Here is a 16,265-nt window from a genome sequence, read left to right as displayed (position 1 = left end):
TCGAGCCTAAACAAGCTCGAATTATCCAAAAAGCGTCGGGATTTTACGTTTCGGTTTCCTTCCAATCCCAAGAATCCGTCCCCGATATAACGGCCGGGAAAACCTGTTTAGGAATCGACGCGGGGATCGAAAGTTTTGTGGCTACTTCACGGGGAGATTTAATCAAAGCCCCTCGATTTTTGTTGAAAGTACAGAGTAAGCTTAAATTGCTACAAAGACGCTTAAAACATCAAGTCAAAGGCTCAAACAATTGGTTAAAACTTCAGGAGAAGATAGCAAGATTACATGAAAAACTGTCTAATACTCGTAGAGATTGGCACGTTTACGCTACCGCTAACCCATCCTACAAATAATTGTGCCTCCCTACTTATAAGTTATCAGTTATCATTCAGATCACAAAATATCTTTTCTTTTTTGCAACCAATAGGTAAGGAGAAAATAAATAAGGGAATGAAGAATTAATACTCCCCAATTCAATAACAAATTATTGATAGATAATTGATAAACTTGATTGGTATCCTCAAAGGGTAAAGGGAAATTAAAAGTATTTTGTTCTTTCGCTTCTGCAATCATAGCTTCCACCTCTACTAATACCCCGTAGGCACCAATCGACCAGCGACTAATCATCAACCATGATAGATATTTTCCCAGACCTTCTAAGTTAAATAATACCCCAGCAAAGATAATCTGAGGAATTAAAATTAAAGGTAATGCGCTATTTGCTTGAGTGATATTACTAACGCCAGCAGAAATTAATAAACCGAGATTAATCGCCGCAAATATAGTTAAAAATGTGGTAATAAAAAAGCCAATTAACCAAGTCATTAATTCCGGTTGTTGGTCAGTAAATCGCCAAAATATCACGCAGGTAATTACAATTGTTTGCAGAAAAGCTAAGGCTGCTAAAACCAGAATTTTTGAGAATAAATAGGGTAATAATCCCAGATTAACTAATCTTTCTCGCTGATAAATTGCTGATTCTTTGACAATTTCCTGTAGGGAACAGGCAAAACCTACCCACAATTGCGCGCAGGTAAAAACAAAGAGAGTTTTTAAGGCTAAAGGTGCCGATTGGATAGCCTCATTAAAACTGGGATTATCCTCCAAAAATAAAGGATTTTTGCCCCCTAAAACCATGGCCATTAATAAAATTCCGATCGGGGCGGTTAATAGGTATAAAATTAAACTAAATTGATCACGGATAATTAACTGGCTATAGCGTTGACATAAGACCTGTAGTTGTTGCCAAAAAGATTGTTGAACCTGTTGCGGTTTACTATGATTTTGCTGAAATATTTTACCGATTCTTGCTTCAATATTATTTTTGTAGTAGTCGGATTGTTGGAAACGTTGACATTCTTGCTCAACTTTTTCGCTAGTTTCCAGATGAATATAAATATCGGCAAAATCCCCCTGAGGTAAAGAGAAAAAATTTAAGGCCTCCCCCGGAGAACCAAAATAACATAAATTGCCTCCTTGACCGAGGAAAACTAATTGATCGCAGAGATTGATATTATTAGTAGCATGGGTGACTAGGAGAATTGTTCTGCCTTCTTTGGCCAATTTTGCCAGCAATTCCATCATCTTTTTATCTAAACCGGGGTCTAATCCCGAGGTGGGTTCATCTAAAAAGAATAATTTGGGATTGGCTAATAATTCTACCGCAATACTCACCCTTTTTAACTGACCACCGCTTAAGTCTCTGACTAAAGTATTTCTTCTTTCTAACAATTCCACCTGCTCCAGGGTTTTCTCGATCACTTCTTGGCAATTAAGATCCGGAGGTAGCCTTAATTTAGAAGCATAATACAACACTTCTCCCACAGTTAAATCCCTGTGAACGATATCGTATTGGGGAACATAACCGATTTGGGTGCGATAGATATTAAAATTCTGGCGCAGCTCTTCCCCATTCAGATAAACAGTTCCCGAGGTGGTGGGTTCAATTCCCAATAAAGTCTTTAATAAAGTCGATTTTCCCGCACCACTTCCCCCGACAATCGCCACTAATTGACTCGGTTCGATCGGTAAGGAGATATGATTGAGAATTATCAAAGGTTGTTTCTTTTTATCCCGCACCATCCTGACGATATTTTCGGCATCCAGACGGATATTATCCCCCGTATCTAATAAAACTAAGTCATCTCCCTGCAACCGAAAACTATAGGGGCCGATTCTCACCGTACAACCGTTAGTTAAAATGGCACTACCCGATACTTTTTCTCCGTCGATAAAGACTCCATTGGTGCTTTTGTCGTAGAGAATATAACGATTCTGGTTATCGATATCGATAATTGCGTGTTGTCGGGAAATTGTCGGCGCGTCTAAAACCACAGTTGCGGTATTATCTCGTCCTAAAACTACACTGCGATTGCCTAGGGAAACCGATTTAAAAGCTAAAGGTGGGCTTTTTACCGGTTGGTTAGGATGATAATAGGTGATCTTGACCGAATTTTTGACATCTTGACCGATATTAATCTCATCCCCATTTCGTAAAAGATAGCCCTCTTTGGGAGTAATCACGCGATTGTTGATAAAAAGTTGATTGGAACTAGGATTAGTCCCGTCTCCATCGTAGATATAGTAATCATCTCCCTGACGACGAAAACAAGCTTGTACTCGACTCACCACCGTCCAGTGTTGGGGAACAACTAAATCCACCTGTTGACCATCCCGCCCCAATTTATAATTAGGACGACTCAGATTAATAGAAGGGAGAAATTCTCCCTGATTGTTAAGAATAATGTAGGGTTCTTGACTAATAACCGTTTTAATGTTGGGAGAATTGGTCATAAAAACTCGATCGGTAGATGGCGTTCGCGGGGGACGGTAAGAAGCTAAGATAGAATTAAGGTCTCGATCGCTACTGTTAACCTCAGAGTCTGGAACGAACTCTAGAGATCATGTTAGTAAAACTTCTTAGGATCGATCGAGCTTGTCTAAATTCCTATTCCTAAGACCTATCCACAGGTTATCGTGCTGTTAGACGATGGTTACAACTCCTATTTCTCCTACCGCCAAGGTTTCTAAAGTCGAAGGTATCAAAGAACGCAGTAATTATCTACGAGAACCTTTGGCCAGTGAACTCCTCGAAGATACAACCCATTTTACCGATGCGGCGGTGCAGATCCTCAAGTTTCACGGTTCCTATCAACAGGATAATCGCGACAATAGAGCCAAAGGTCAAGAAAAAGACTATCAAATGATGTTGCGGACCCGCAGTCCGGGGGGTTTTATTCCCGCGCAACTATATCTTACCCTCGATAGTTTGTCCGATCGCTACGGTAACGGCACTTTACGGGTGACAACCCGCCAAGGCTTCCAATTGCACGGCATTTTAAAGAAAAATCTCAAAGCCACCCTCGGGGAAATTATCCGCAGTATGGGATCCACTTTAGCGGCCTGTGGTGATGTTAACCGCAATGTCACCGCACCGCCAGCCCCCTACAAAAATCGCCCCGAATACGGCTATGCTTGGGAATATGCCAATAATATCGCCGATTTACTCACTCCCCAAACTGGAGCCTACTACGAAATTTGGCTCGATGGCGAAAAAGTTATCAGTGCAGAAGAAGCGCCAGAAGTCAAGGCTGCGAGACAAAAAGATACAAATGGCATTAACAAAAACGATCCCATCGAACCGATCTACGGTCAACATTATATGCCCCGTAAGTTCAAGATCGGTGTCACAGTGCCGGGGGACAACTCCATCGATATCTACACCAATGACCTCGGTTTAGTGGTGATTACCGACGCAAATGGTCAATTACAGGGTTTTAACATCCTTGCGGGGGGTGGACTGGGAAGAACTCACAATAAGGAGGAAACTTTCCCCAGAATGGCCGATCCGATCGGTTATGTGGACAAAGAAGATGTGTACGATCTGGTAAAAGCGATCGTGGCAACCCAAAGAGATTACGGAGATCGCGGCGATCGTCGTCATGCCAGAATGAAATATATCCTCGAAGAATGGGGAGTAGAAAAATTCCGCAGCACTGTTGAAGGTTATTTCGGTCAAAAAATCGCCCCCTACCAACCCCTCCCCGATTGGAAATATCAAGACTTTTTGGGATGGAATGAACAGGGAGACGGAAAATTATTTTTTGGTCTTTCTGTGGAGAATGGCCGGGTCAAAAATGAAGGCAGTTTTCAGCTAAAAACCGCCTTAAAAGTGATTATCGAGCGTTTTCAGTTGCCCATGCGCTTGACGGCTAACCATAATATCATTCTCTACGAAATTGAACCCCAGGATCAACAAGCCGTGGAAGCGATCCTGAAAGAACACGGAATTATCACCAATCCCGCCGAAATTGACCCTTTAACCCGTTATGCCATGGCCTGTCCCGCTTGGCCCACCTGTGGATTAGCGATTACTGAGTCAGAAAGAATTTTACCCAGCGTGATTGAACGCATTCGCGCCCTGCTTAATCGCTTAGGATTAAGCAAAGAGCAATTTGTCATCCGCATGACAGGATGTCCCAATGGCTGCGCGCGTCCCTATATGGCAGAATTAGGATTTGTGGGTAGCGCTCCCAATTCCTACCAACTCTGGTTAGGGGGAACAGCCGATCAAACTCGACTAGCGCGCCCCTATTTGGATAAAATGGCGATCGATGATCTAGAAAAGGTCTTAGAACCGATTTTCGTTTACTTCCAACAGGATCAACAAAATAACGAAACCTTCGGAGAATTCTGTCATCGAGTCAATTTCCCTGCTTTACAAGCATTTTCAGCCACCTACACACCTAAAATGACCGAAACTACTACCACTGAATCAAAACCCAAACGCGTGCGTAAAAATCAAAACCGTGTCAGCGTCCCCGATGATATGTTTGTCCGTCTCAAGGAAGCTTCGGAAACGGAAAAACGGCCGATGAATCAAATCATCAATGAGGCGCTAGAGGCCTATTTCAGCCAAAAATCCTAATCAGTCATCAAGGTGGGACTTAACCCACCTTTTTTATTAGCATATTCATAGGGTCGGTCTGTCGAAAAAATCATAGTCCATCACATCATCTTGGTTACGCGATATGGTGCAACAATTGGGGCAGTTTCTCAACCCTCAAGCGGGAAGTATAGAGGAATATCAGAAGTTTTTATCAGAAGTCTTACAAGCAGAATATGACAGTAATAGCGATCCTACGGTGGTTTATCCTATCCTACAACGCGGTCAACATCTGTTAGATGATATCTTTGCCCAACTGTTGCAACAATGGGCTAGAAATGTGTTTTCTCAAGGGAAACCAGAAGAAGTGGCGGGTATTGTCGGGGTGATTCAGAATTTATGTATTAAGATTGCAGATTTTCCCTTGGGAAGTCGGGCTAATAATCTAGAAATCGCTATTACAGGCTATCAAACGGTTTTAGAAGTAAGAACCCGTGATGCTTTTCCTTATGAATGGGCAAGCGTACAAAATAATCTGGGGAATGCTTATAATAAGCGCATCAGAGGGGAAAGGGCAGAAAATTTAGAGTTAGCTATTGTTGCTTATAACCAGTCTTTAGAAGTCTGTACCCGTGATGCTTTTCCTGAAGATTGGGCAGTGATACAAAATAATCTAGGGACTGCTTATAGTGATCGTATTAGAGGGGAAAGAGCAGATAATCTAGAGTTAGCTATTGTTGCTTATAACCAGTCTTTAGAAGTATATACCCGTCAAGCTTTTCCTGAAAAATGGGCAAGGATACAAAATAATCTGGGGAATGCTTATAGTGATCGCATCAGAGGGGAAAGGGCAGAAAATTTAGAGTTAGCTATTGTTGCTTATAACCAGTCTTTAGAAGTCTATACCCGTGATGCTTTTCCTTATGAATGGGCAAACACACAAAATAATCTGGGTACTGCTTATAGTAATCGCATCAGAGGAGAAAGGGCAGAAAATTTAGAGTTAGCTATTGTTGCTTATAACCTGTCTTTAGAAGTCTATACCCGTGATGCTTTTCCTTATGAATGGGCAAGGACACAAAATAATCTGGGGAATGCTTATAGTCAACGCATCAGAGAGGAAAGGGCAGAAAATTTAGAGTTAGCTATTGTTGCTTACAACCAGTCTTTAGAAGTGTTGACCCGTGATGCTTTTCCTTATGAATGGGCAAGGGAACAAAATAATCTGGGTGCTGCTTACATAAACAGAATCCAAGGAGATATAGTAGAGAATATAGAAACCGCAATTTTCTGTTATCAAGAAGCGTTAAAAATTCGTACTTTTGATGCCTTTCCTCTTGACTGGGCAACTACTCAAAACAATTTAGGTAATGCTTACAGTGAACGAATTAGAGGCAATAAAGCCGAGAATATCGAAAATGCAATTGTCTGTTATCAAGAAGCCTTACAAATTTATACCCGTCAAGCCTTTCCAGGAGATTGGTCAGAGACACAATATAATTTAGCCAATACTCTCAGAGAACGATTTAAACTTCTTGGTAAAGTGACAGACATTCAACAAGCAATTAACTCTTATAAACAAGCTAGAGAAATTATTGAAAAAACCGAAGACAAAACCTTATATTTTAACTATTCCTATCAATTAGGAAAAGCTTTATTTGAGGGCGGATATTATACAGAAGCTATTGAACACTTAGAAAATTGTCAGCAACGTTATCAAAAACAAAAGGATATTAGTAGTTTGGCTCCAATTTTATTGGAACTTGCCCGTCTCTATCATCGCACTGGTAGGCTCGAACAGGCAAGACTTTATTTTAAAGATTCTTTACGTCTATTCCGTCGTTTAGGTGATCAAGATAATGTGGCTTCTGTGACAACTGCACTGGGCAATCTAGAAATACAAATTGGCAAGATTTCCCAAGCTTGTAGTCATTTAAAAGAAGCACAAACATATTATCAAGAAAACAATGATAAGGAACGACTAGAGGAAATTAATCATCTACTAAAAATTCTACAATCTGCGTAAAAAAATGTCAAGACTCAGCCGTTATCAATCAACTCTCAAAAAATGGGGACTTATAGAAAATCCTTTTCGACCAACTCCCCCCGATGATCCCGAAAAATTAGCAAAGATTTTTTATGGACGCGATCAAGTTTTAGATGTCGTTATTCCGACCCTCTATGAAGGACGTAATATCCTAGTTAGGGGAGCTTGGGGTATTGGTAAAACTGCTTTGATTTTTAATTTAATTCATCAGTTACAACAGGAAGTAGCGGAACTAAATGAAAAAATGTTAGTGCTTTATTTGAGTAGCATTCCTGGGGAAAGTTCCACGGAATTTTATCGTGCTTTATTATTAGCTGTAGCCGATAGTTTAGCGGATAGTGATCAAGAATCAAGAGACATTGCTAATACGCTTTTAGGGTATTCTATTCAACGTAATAAAACCACTACTGAAGGACAAGTTAAATTAGGCTTTTTATCCTTTGGCAAAAAGGAAGAATCCCCTGCTAATCAACTGACTCCCACCGCCAATGCTGACCCGTATCCTCTACTCATTCGGTTATTAAATAGAGCCGAAGAAATTTATTCTCGTATTGTTATTGCTATTGATGATTTTGACAAAAAAGACCCCATTGTTGTCCAGACAATTTTAGAAAGTAGTTTAGATTTATTTCGGATGGGAAAACATCGAGGATTTATCATGACAGGAAGAGGCTTTACCGAGCTTCAAGAAGCAACCTTAAAAGCCCTTGGTATCTTTTCTGAAGATATTCCTCTTGAACCCATGAGTCAGGATGATTTACGTCACATTGCTATTAATTATCTTAATAGTGCCAGAAACGAACAGCGAAATGATCCCTATCCTTTCACAGAGGAAGTCATCAATTTAATTACGGGTTACGCTCAAGGAATTCCTCGAGAACTGAATACTATCTGTGAAAAAGTATTACGGCAAGCTGCTTCAGAAGGATATGAAATTATTGATGAAACTGCTTTTTATTCAATTTGGCAAATCCTTCAAGAACACTTTACTTATTCCTTACGTCCTGAGTTTCGTCATTTATTATACGTTGCTCATCAAGCCGGTGGCATTAGTGAGAATATTTCTGATCAAACTTTGGCTAAACTTGATGCTATAACCTTTGTTGCTCTCTTGCCCCAACTTAAATCGATGGAAGAACAAGGATTATTAATTCGTCAAGAAGATCAAAGCGGTTTTCGTTTTGTTCCTTCCCAATTATTTCAACCTAAGTTACCCCCTGAGTCTCAGTCTGAGTAAATAATAAATAGCTCCTTCGATGTACAAGGTGAGCGCATCTCAAACGCTATTAACAATTGAGATGGCAAATTCTCCTCAAATATGCCTGAATCGTGGGTAAGCAACTCACATAAAGTTCATTTTGTCAAGGATCCTTAAGATGCGCTTACCCTGAAGTAGCTATGAGCTCACAGCCATTTTTTATTTAGGGTTGGCTGAATAAATGTGAAATATAGACGAGGGAAGGGGTTTGGGGGACTGTTTGGCCAAGCAGCTGCAAGATTTTCCAGCTAGTGGCTCAAAAACCTGGCATCTTGAGCGGCGATCGCGTCCTGTCGGGGCGAAGCATTTGGCATAACCTATCGCTGAAACCGTAGATTTTCTATCCGAATGCTTCGCCCCTACTTTTTCAGCAAACCCTATCTATCGGCCAACGGAATCAAGTGGCGAGCGATGGCCCATGACTTGCCAAGATGACAGAGCGTCTATAGCTATTTTTCGGGGTTGGAAAGGGGACGATACTGATAGCATTTTTCAAAAGTAATGGCAGATATGGTTAATTGCCCTCACCCCCAACCCCCCCCCTGCCACCCCGATGTGGGGGGTTGGAGGGGCGCGAGAGGGGTGTAGAATGCCTGCCATGAATAAAGAAAAATGGGATAACCTCATCCCTAAACCTTATTCCCGATTCCATCCAGGAATACTGTTAGGAAGTGAAAATTTATGTCACAATGACTCTATAAGGGCGATTTTTTAGTGATCGCCGAGGCCGTCTATTAATCGAATCGATGTCTTTGAAGAACGTAGCCCCAAACCGGAAACCTGACTTTCCTTTCCCATTCTTGCCACTGCTAGCGGAATTTTTCTCCCTTTTGTGTTATCCACGGGAATTTTTGAGCTATTGCTGAGATTGGCATTTTGTCACTTCCCGTTAGTTGAATTCAACAAAAGAAGCTGTTTAGGAGCAATCTATGTTACACCGCAAGATTTATCAATTCTGTATGGATGGTCAGGAAGTCTGCATTTTCTTGCGCGATCAGCAAAGATGGATTGATAATGCTCGTATTGTCGATCTAGAAAGCGATCTCGTCACCATTCGCTACGAAACAGAAGAAGAAGACGAAATTAGTTCTTGGGAAGAAATGGTGCGTTTAGAAAGTATTGGTGCGGTTAGCAGAAAACTGGCCTCGGTGTCGCGGACGAATCCTGATATTAATGTCTCGGAAGATTGTCCAGAAGCAGAACAACTTTATCCCCATTCTCCCGATAGCTTAGATTAGTTTTGTCGATTTAACTGACAGTGGCTAGAAGTCCCGTGGTTTTAACCATAGCCAAGGGACTTTTAGGGAATGGAAGGGAAGAGAGCCAGTCAGAATCACCACTTGTTGTCAAATTATCCTAAGTAGTCGTGCAAAATTAATTTCTTGGTTAGGATAGACACTCATGCAAAAGGCAAGAAGTAGTTAGATATGTGTAATTGATTGTGTCTAGCTACTTAAAAGCCGCCAGATTTTCTCTATTATAAGCTGGAGGAGCAAAATGAATTCTAATCCCTACTTCGCTGCCCAGGATATCTATCAAAAATTTGTGGCAGTAGTAATAGTTTTAATTAGTTGTTGGTTAGTGACTTTTCCGGCCTGCGCCGGCTCCGCCCCTCTAGAAGTTAAAATTAGTCTAGGCTCCGGGCAAGGAGAATTAAAATTCTTTCCTAGTCAATTAGACTTTATTGCTGGACAAAAATACAAATTAATTCTCGATAATCCCAGTCCCACTAAACATTATTTTACCGCTAAAGACTTCGCCGATGCTAGTTGGACGCAGAAAGTTGAAGCGGGAAAAGTGGAGATTAAAGGGGCGATTCACGAACTAGAATTAAAACCTAATGCACAGGCAGAATGGGTAATAGTTCCTCTCAAAACCGGTAAGTATAAATTAATCTGTACTATTCCGGGTCATGCTGAAGCGGGAATGGTGGGGGAAATCGCCATTAATAACCCATGAATTTAAGAAAAATTGTCTCCTTTGCTTTCCTATTATTTATTCCCCTATCGGTGGTCGCTAGTCGTCTTAATTGGGGAGATCAAGCTATTTTTATCACTGCCGCTTTATCGATCATTCCCCTGTCAATTTGGTTAAGTACGTCTGTGGAAAGAGTTGCCGTAGTCACCGGGCCAACTTTGGGAGGATTAGTTAATGCTATCTTCGGCAATACTACCACTTTAGTTATTGCCTTAATTGCCCTAAAAAAAGGCTTGGTGGACATCGTACAAGCCAGTATTACCGGTAGTATTCTCAGCGATTTATTATTATTTATGGGCATGGGAATGCTCACGGGAGGAATTCGCTACAAAGAGCAGGAATTTAAACCGATTTTAGCGCGGGTAAATGGTTCTTCCATGACTTTAGCAGTAATAGCGATCGCTTTACCAACTTTGGTAATATATACTTCTAACGTGGTGGAAGTTGCCGATATTCTCAGTCTTTCCCTAGTCACCGCCACGGTTTTATTAATAGTTTACGGGTTAACTTTATTATTTTCCCTCAAAACCCATAGCTATCTCTACGAAGTGGGATTAAGTAATGAAAATACCCCTGACAATCAGGTTAGTGAGGAAGAAAAAGCTCAAGTCTGGATTTGGTTACTTGTGCTGCTTACTTCCACCGTAGCTGTAGCTTATGAGTCGGATTTATTTGTTGATGTAGTGGAATCGGTGATGGAAGGATTTAATCTCACTCCTCTCTTTATCGGGGTGATTTTCATTCCTTTAATTAGCGATGTTTCTGGAATAGTTACCGTCACTCAATTAGCCCTAAAAAATCAGATGGATTTAACGGTTTCCGTGGCGATGGGTGATAGTTTATTGGTGGCTTTATTCGTGGCACCTTTATTAGTTTTTATCGGTCAATTTTGGCAGCAACCGATGGATTTAAATTTTAATCCCTTTAACGTGGTGGCTTTAATTGTAGCGGTGATTGTTACTAATTTAATCAGCTTTACTGGTCGTTCCAATTGGTTAGATGGAACCCTATTACTAGCCACCTATTTAATCTTGGCAGTAGCTTTTTATTACCATCCCGCCTAGCCAAAAAAGAGATTTAGGTATTTTCTGATATTTCTGTCTTAGAATGGATCGGTATCACCTTACTGCCGCAGGATTGCTGATGATGAAAAGAGGGTTTTGGTTTGTCGTCGGGTTAGTAGTAACGATAATTCTGCTTCCTTCCCTAGTTCTTTCTAATTCCATCGGTGAACAGGGAATTTATGCCGATCGCCTGCGGGCGGAACCCTATAATTTATTAGGGCGAAAAATTGCCATCGGTCAAGTGGAAATCGGACGACCGGCTCAGTTCGGTTATGATAAAGTGGCAGCTTGGCAGCCTCCCTATAAGTTAGCTGGTGTTTTTTTTCGCGATCAAATTGCCAAACCCAACACCTATCTAGATAATCACGCCGCTATGGTGGCAACAGTGATGGTCAGTGATGATAAAAAAATCCCCGGAGTGGCCCCAAAAGCGAGATTATATTCGGGGGCGGTGGGTTCTTTGCGACGGGGCGGACAACCGGAAGAATGTCTTGCTAGTCAAAATATTGCCCGACAAAATAGCGGTGATGTGCGCGCCATTAACTTTAGTTTTGGGGAATCTTTGCAAAGAGATCAAAGACAGGAACCAAAATTAGATGGTCAAGCTTTATTAACTCAATGTGTTGATTGGTCATCGCGAGTTGATGATGTTCTTTATGTAATTGCCGGTAATCAAGGTAAGGGAGGAATTCCCATTCCCACCGATCATTTTAACGGCATTACTACCGCTTATACAGCGAAAAGAGAAGGAAAATTTACTAAAGTTGATTTTGCTAATATTAGTGCTTTGCCAGTGGGTATTGGTCGCAGTTTAATTAAACGGGAAATTAATGATGGTTTGCGGCGGTCAATTAATTTAGTTGCCCCCGGCAATAAAATAGAGCTTTATGATCTCAAAGGTAAATTAAATACTGTTAGTGGCACCAGTTTCGCCGCTCCTCATATTACAGCATCCGTGGCGCTTTTACAAGAATACGGCGATCAACAAATTAATCAAAAAAATCCCCATTGGAGTGTCGATTCTCGTCATCATCAAGTGATGAAGGCAGTAATGCTTAATGCTGCCGATAAAATTAAAGATACGGGGGATGGGTTACGGTTAGGTATGAGACGGACAGTCTTAACTAAAGACCAAAAAACTTGGTTAGAGTCCGATGCTTATAAAGACCCGAAAATTCCTTTAGATATGCAGATGGGGACGGGACATCTTAACACTTTTCGCGCCTACCAACAGTTTAGTAATGGTCAATGGTCTGCCGCAGAATCTATTCCTGCCATTGGTTGGGATTACGCTACAGTTACCGCTAATGGTTATCAAGATTATGCCCTGGAAAAGCCTTTAAAAGCTAATAGTTTTACTTCGATAACTTTAGCTTGGGATCGTTTGGTAGAACTAATCGATACTAATCGCAATAATCTCTATGATATCGATGAAAGTTTCCGAGATCGCGGCCTGAATAATTTAGATGTGTATCTTTTACCTGCCCAAGAGGATAATAATGCTAAATACACCTGTGCTTCCCTGAGTGATAGTGATAGTTTAGAGCATATTTTTTGTCCTGTCCCCATCTCTGGAAACTATAAAATTCGGGTTCAATATCGTCAACAAGTTAACGAGAAAGAACAAGCTTTTGCTCTCGCTTGGTGGACGGTTCCCGAATAATAAAAATGATAGTAAGATAGTAATACTAAATCCGTTGAGTATAGGCTACTGATGAAGACAGGCACTCATCCAACAGGCACTCATGCAAAAGAGGGAATAGATAATCAGTTTTTAATAACCAGATTCTCTCCCCCATGGCAACTCCTACAGAACCTTGATTTTTCTTTGGCACAGCTTCCAGCGGTTATTTAGAGGTTCTCCCGAATAATAGTCCCAATAAGCTTTTTATTATCCAGAGTAATGCTAAGGTTGCAATGGTCAACACAGCCCATCTTGGTAATACATTTAGTAGATAGGCTATTACTCCAAATCCAATAATAAAAAGCAGCAATGATTTCAAAGCAGAGATGAGGGGAGAGGCTTGTGTTTTATAGCTGCTTGGACTACTTCCTTGGGACAGGAAATAGTATATATTCAGAATTTGTTTGAGAAGCTGATAAGATTGAAGTCTAAGCAGTCGTTTACCAGTCTTACTAGATTCTATGATATCACTCAAAATTATCGCTGACCGAGTGCCTAAACTTTTGAGAATATTAGAAGGTATATCTTTCGCTATTGTTTCTGAACCAACTCCATATTCACCCAGGAAGTATTCTTTTTCTTTCCCTTTTAAATCTTCTAGGAAACGTTGAGCAAGTTCTGCCGCAGCTAAGGGAGTTACTGCTTTGTCAAAATAGCCACCAACATATTTGTAGTTTGGCTCAGGAGTTGAGTCAATTTTTTGTTGATTCCATTCCAATTGTTCAGAAATTGCGTCTTTGAATACATTCCCTAAATTTTCCTTAAGAATAGCACTATGTCCTAAATTGACAAGCTTATTTAAGAAGTCTTCTAATTCTTCTTTGGCAAGGGTTGTATTAGGTTGAGCAAGTTTAATTAAGTCTTGAATTAGCCCATCTTTTTCTGTTTGTGTTTCCGTGGGAAAAGATTCATCAACAAGTCGCTTGACGTATTCTTGAATTTTCTCTTCCTGAGTTCCTGGGAACTGTTCTAGTTTAATTTGGCGACTTACAACTCCGGAGAAGGCTTTTAAGGATTCTGAAGTTAACAACCCATCAACAATACGGTTGACTCCATCTAACCGTCCCCAAAGTATATCATTAGAACGCCAAGATTTCTTAAAAAAGCCTCCAAAAGCACGAAATTGATCTCCAGCTAATTTTTTTTCAAGTCCCTTATCTTTGCCAAATCCTTTATCAGCATCATTGGGAGAAATACGAACAAGTTTAATTAGACTCTTGTTTTGGACATCGGACAAATACTGATAGGGATATATAACTTGATCAATTAGCTGAAATTTCTCAAATTTGCCAATTGCTGGTTCTACATTCTCCGATTGTTCAGTTAACAACTCCGCAGCAGCTTTTTCTATTTTTTCTAAGATTGTTTTGCTTTTTGTTGTAGCTTGATCCAGAGCTACATCTTTAACCCTGTTCTGTAATTGTCCCTGGATAGAACCGATTTTGTCAAAATCTAGCTCTTTGAGATTTTCTACGGTGACATCGGCTAAATCTCGACTATCTAAGATAAGACGCAACAACGTTAATAGATAATTATATATTTTTTTGCGCTTCAAATTTACAGATTCTTGATTATTGTCCTCTTCCTCTTCTCTAATGAGTTGATAAAATTTTTGGCGAACAGGTGCGGATTTTATGATTTCTTTGACAACCTGATCAATGACTTTGAGCAACTCTAGCAGCCAAGTGATTTTATTGGCTAAATTTTTCAACTCTGCATATTTGGTAATATCATCTGTATCTTTAGTAATAGCATCAGACATCAGAGAGTAAATTTGGGACAAGAGAAAGTTATGTTTTCTAATAGCATATTGAATATCTAGATTTTCAATATCTTGAGCTACGGAATTTAAAGTTTCCTCTCGACTTTTAACTTCCTCTAAATTAGTAATAAATTGGGTCAATAAACTGGCACTTTTTTCTAATAGTTCTTCTTGTTTTTTTTCTTGTCCAACGAAATATTGGCTGTCAAAAACTAAGGAGAGAACAATATCTCTTAAACTGACTAAACGACAACGCCAATAACGATTTTTGGCTTCTGTTGTTTGTTCAGATACTTCTTCATCAACACTCTTTAATAACAAATTATAGCTACGAATTTTGTTGTTAATATCTTTGATTTGTTGCAGGTCTTTGCCAATACTTTGATACCTGGGTAAACTGATTAGAGAACCTGTGATGACTTCCCAAACAGTAGGTTGCTCCATTTTTTTGAATTTGGGACTGTCAACAAAGCTTTCTGGATTGGGATCGAGATAAAATAATTGACGATTGACAGGACGATCTGCTGTACGATAATAAATGGCTTCAGTGGTATAACTAAAAGGACGATTATCTAGAACTCCTCCATCAACAAAATAGAGTTTATATCCCTCTTGTGGAGGTTCTGGCGGAAGGATGCGATTTCTCAGAAGTTTTCCCCATTCTTGTAGTTTGTTATCTACCTTATTATCAGACTTAATTGCGACAGGTACTACGGGAAAAGCCAGGGGAAAACAAGAGGTGATTCGACAGAGTTTAGCTAAGGCTTCTTGAGTATCTTTATCTGTCGTAGAAAAAGGGTCACCAACATCTTGATCTTCTCGATATTTAAGCTGAAAAACGCAACGATGATCTTTGATTTCGATGACTTTTCCAGTGTTATCAAAGGTTTTATATATTCTTCCTAAAACGTCAGTACCAGTGATAAATAAATCTAGTTCATTAAACTCTGAATACCATTCTCCATCAGGAGCAGATTGTTGGTTATTTCCAGCTTGTTCAAAAGCTTTAAAAAGTTCTTCCTGATAGTATCCCTCGCCGTTTAAAAGAGAATTAACATCTCTTTGATTATTCTCTTTTTTGAGCGGACGCAGTAATTTATTTATATCTCCACTTTCTCGCCAAATATCTCCAAATTCTTTAAAATCAACTACCCTGTCTTGATCGCTATTAGCAACTGCATAGCTCAAGAGAACTCCATTAATCCCTCCTGCTGAAGTTCCCGATATAATATCAACAACAATATCTGAATCTGTCAGTGCTTTAATTAATTTATAAATTCCCCGACCCCTTGTTGCATTATAAAATTCTCGACAAACACCATTCATATAAACTGCTAGAGAAACCCCACCATAAAGCACTAATCCTAAGCGAGTTTCCTTACGAAAATCTGGTTTCTTCAAGCAAGTGGCTGACGAAGATTGTGTGTTTTGACCAGGTGTTGCAGTCATCGCAAGTCTCCACGGTTATTTGGCGTTCTAAAAGAGACAGATACAGTTGGGAGTCGTTTGTGGCGGTTTTTGCGATCAGGGTTGGGACGCTCTACCACATTTCCCAATATACAACGATAGACACCACCCCGCCACAAAC

9 protein-coding genes and 1 pseudogene are annotated in these 16,265 nt (G+C 40.1%); 8 read left to right on the top strand and 2 right to left on the bottom strand.

The features are described from left to right. Positions 1–320 (top strand): annotated as a pseudogene (locus IM477_RS03030) (RNA-guided endonuclease InsQ/TnpB family protein); the annotation flags it as partial. 73 nt (positions 321–393) lie between these two features. Here the strand turns inward: IM477_RS03030 and IM477_RS03025 are convergent. Beyond that, entirely contained in the window at positions 394–2,793 is a 2,400-nt protein-coding gene (locus tag IM477_RS03025; protein WP_287730484.1) for an ATP-binding cassette domain-containing protein, read from the bottom strand. A 196-nt stretch (positions 2,794–2,989) separates the two neighbouring features. Between IM477_RS03025 and sir the strand changes: the two genes are divergently transcribed. The 7 genes from sir to IM477_RS02990 all read left to right on the top strand — a co-directional run bounded on the left by sir (position 2,990) and on the right by IM477_RS02990 (position 12,894). Beyond that, positions 2,990–4,927, top strand: coding sequence for a sulfite reductase, ferredoxin dependent (sir, locus tag IM477_RS03020; protein ID WP_287730483.1), 1,938 nt, complete (start codon positions 2,990–2,992; stop codon positions 4,925–4,927). 103 nt (positions 4,928–5,030) lie between these two features. After that, positions 5,031–6,911, top strand: a complete 1,881-nt coding sequence (locus IM477_RS03015) for a tetratricopeptide repeat protein (RefSeq protein WP_287730482.1) — start codon at positions 5,031–5,033, stop codon at positions 6,909–6,911. A 4-nt stretch (positions 6,912–6,915) separates the two neighbouring features. Then, positions 6,916–8,169 (top strand): ATP-binding protein, encoded by a 1,254-nt coding sequence (locus IM477_RS03010; RefSeq protein ID WP_147069077.1) that lies wholly within the window; start codon positions 6,916–6,918, stop codon positions 8,167–8,169. Between the two features lie 950 nt (positions 8,170–9,119). Continuing rightward, positions 9,120–9,428 carry a DUF6679 family protein gene (locus tag IM477_RS03005; RefSeq protein WP_002757875.1) on the top strand — a complete coding sequence of 103 codons (309 nt, stop codon included), beginning with the start codon at positions 9,120–9,122 and terminating at the stop codon, positions 9,426–9,428. Positions 9,429–9,687: 259 nt separating this feature from the next. Further along, complete coding sequence (locus IM477_RS03000; protein WP_147069076.1) at positions 9,688–10,149, top strand: cupredoxin domain-containing protein; 462 nt, start codon at positions 9,688–9,690, stop codon at positions 10,147–10,149. Continuing rightward, positions 10,146–11,231, top strand: coding sequence for a calcium/proton exchanger (gene cax / locus IM477_RS02995; protein ID WP_072925943.1), 1,086 nt, complete (start codon positions 10,146–10,148; stop codon positions 11,229–11,231). Before IM477_RS03000 ends, cax begins: the two co-directional genes overlap by 4 nt. 43 nt (positions 11,232–11,274) lie before the next feature. Continuing rightward, the gene (locus IM477_RS02990; RefSeq protein ID WP_287730481.1) at positions 11,275–12,894 is read left to right on the top strand and encodes a S8 family serine peptidase; all 1,620 of its coding nucleotides are present in this window, start codon (positions 11,275–11,277) and stop codon (positions 12,892–12,894) included. A 184-nt stretch (positions 12,895–13,078) separates the two neighbouring features. On the opposite strand, the gene IM477_RS02985 is transcribed toward IM477_RS02990, so the two are convergent. Continuing rightward, a complete protein-coding gene (locus IM477_RS02985; RefSeq protein ID WP_287730480.1) occupies positions 13,079–16,126 on the bottom strand; it encodes a patatin-like protein in 3,048 nt (1,015 codons plus the stop codon). Positions 16,127–16,265: the final 139 nt, after the last annotated feature.

Source organism: Microcystis sp. M090S1 (assembly GCF_020246295.1).
Taxonomy (GTDB): Bacteria; Cyanobacteriota; Cyanobacteriia; order Cyanobacteriales; family Microcystaceae; genus Microcystis; species Microcystis aeruginosa.
Note: the sequence above shows the minus strand (reverse complement) of the source record. Positions and strands in the feature narration are given on the sequence as shown.

What these genes read in the sequence shown, in the direction of transcription:
- IM477_RS03025 (WP_287730484.1), bottom strand. Translation starts at nt 2,793, where the DNA reads ATGACCAATTCTCCCAACATTAAAACGGTTATTAGTCAAGAACCCTAC.
- sir (WP_287730483.1), top strand. Translation starts at nt 2,990, where the DNA reads ATGGTTACAACTCCTATTTCTCCTACCGCCAAGGTTTCTAAAGTCGAA.
- IM477_RS03015 (WP_287730482.1), top strand. Translation starts at nt 5,031, where the DNA reads ATGGTGCAACAATTGGGGCAGTTTCTCAACCCTCAAGCGGGAAGTATA.
- IM477_RS03010 (WP_147069077.1), top strand. Translation starts at nt 6,916, where the DNA reads ATGTCAAGACTCAGCCGTTATCAATCAACTCTCAAAAAATGGGGACTT.
- IM477_RS03005 (WP_002757875.1), top strand. Translation starts at nt 9,120, where the DNA reads ATGTTACACCGCAAGATTTATCAATTCTGTATGGATGGTCAGGAAGTC.
- IM477_RS03000 (WP_147069076.1), top strand. Translation starts at nt 9,688, where the DNA reads ATGAATTCTAATCCCTACTTCGCTGCCCAGGATATCTATCAAAAATTT.
- cax (WP_072925943.1), top strand. Translation starts at nt 10,146, where the DNA reads ATGAATTTAAGAAAAATTGTCTCCTTTGCTTTCCTATTATTTATTCCC.
- IM477_RS02990 (WP_287730481.1), top strand. Translation starts at nt 11,275, where the DNA reads ATGGATCGGTATCACCTTACTGCCGCAGGATTGCTGATGATGAAAAGA.
- IM477_RS02985 (WP_287730480.1), bottom strand. Translation starts at nt 16,126, where the DNA reads ATGACTGCAACACCTGGTCAAAACACACAATCTTCGTCAGCCACTTGC.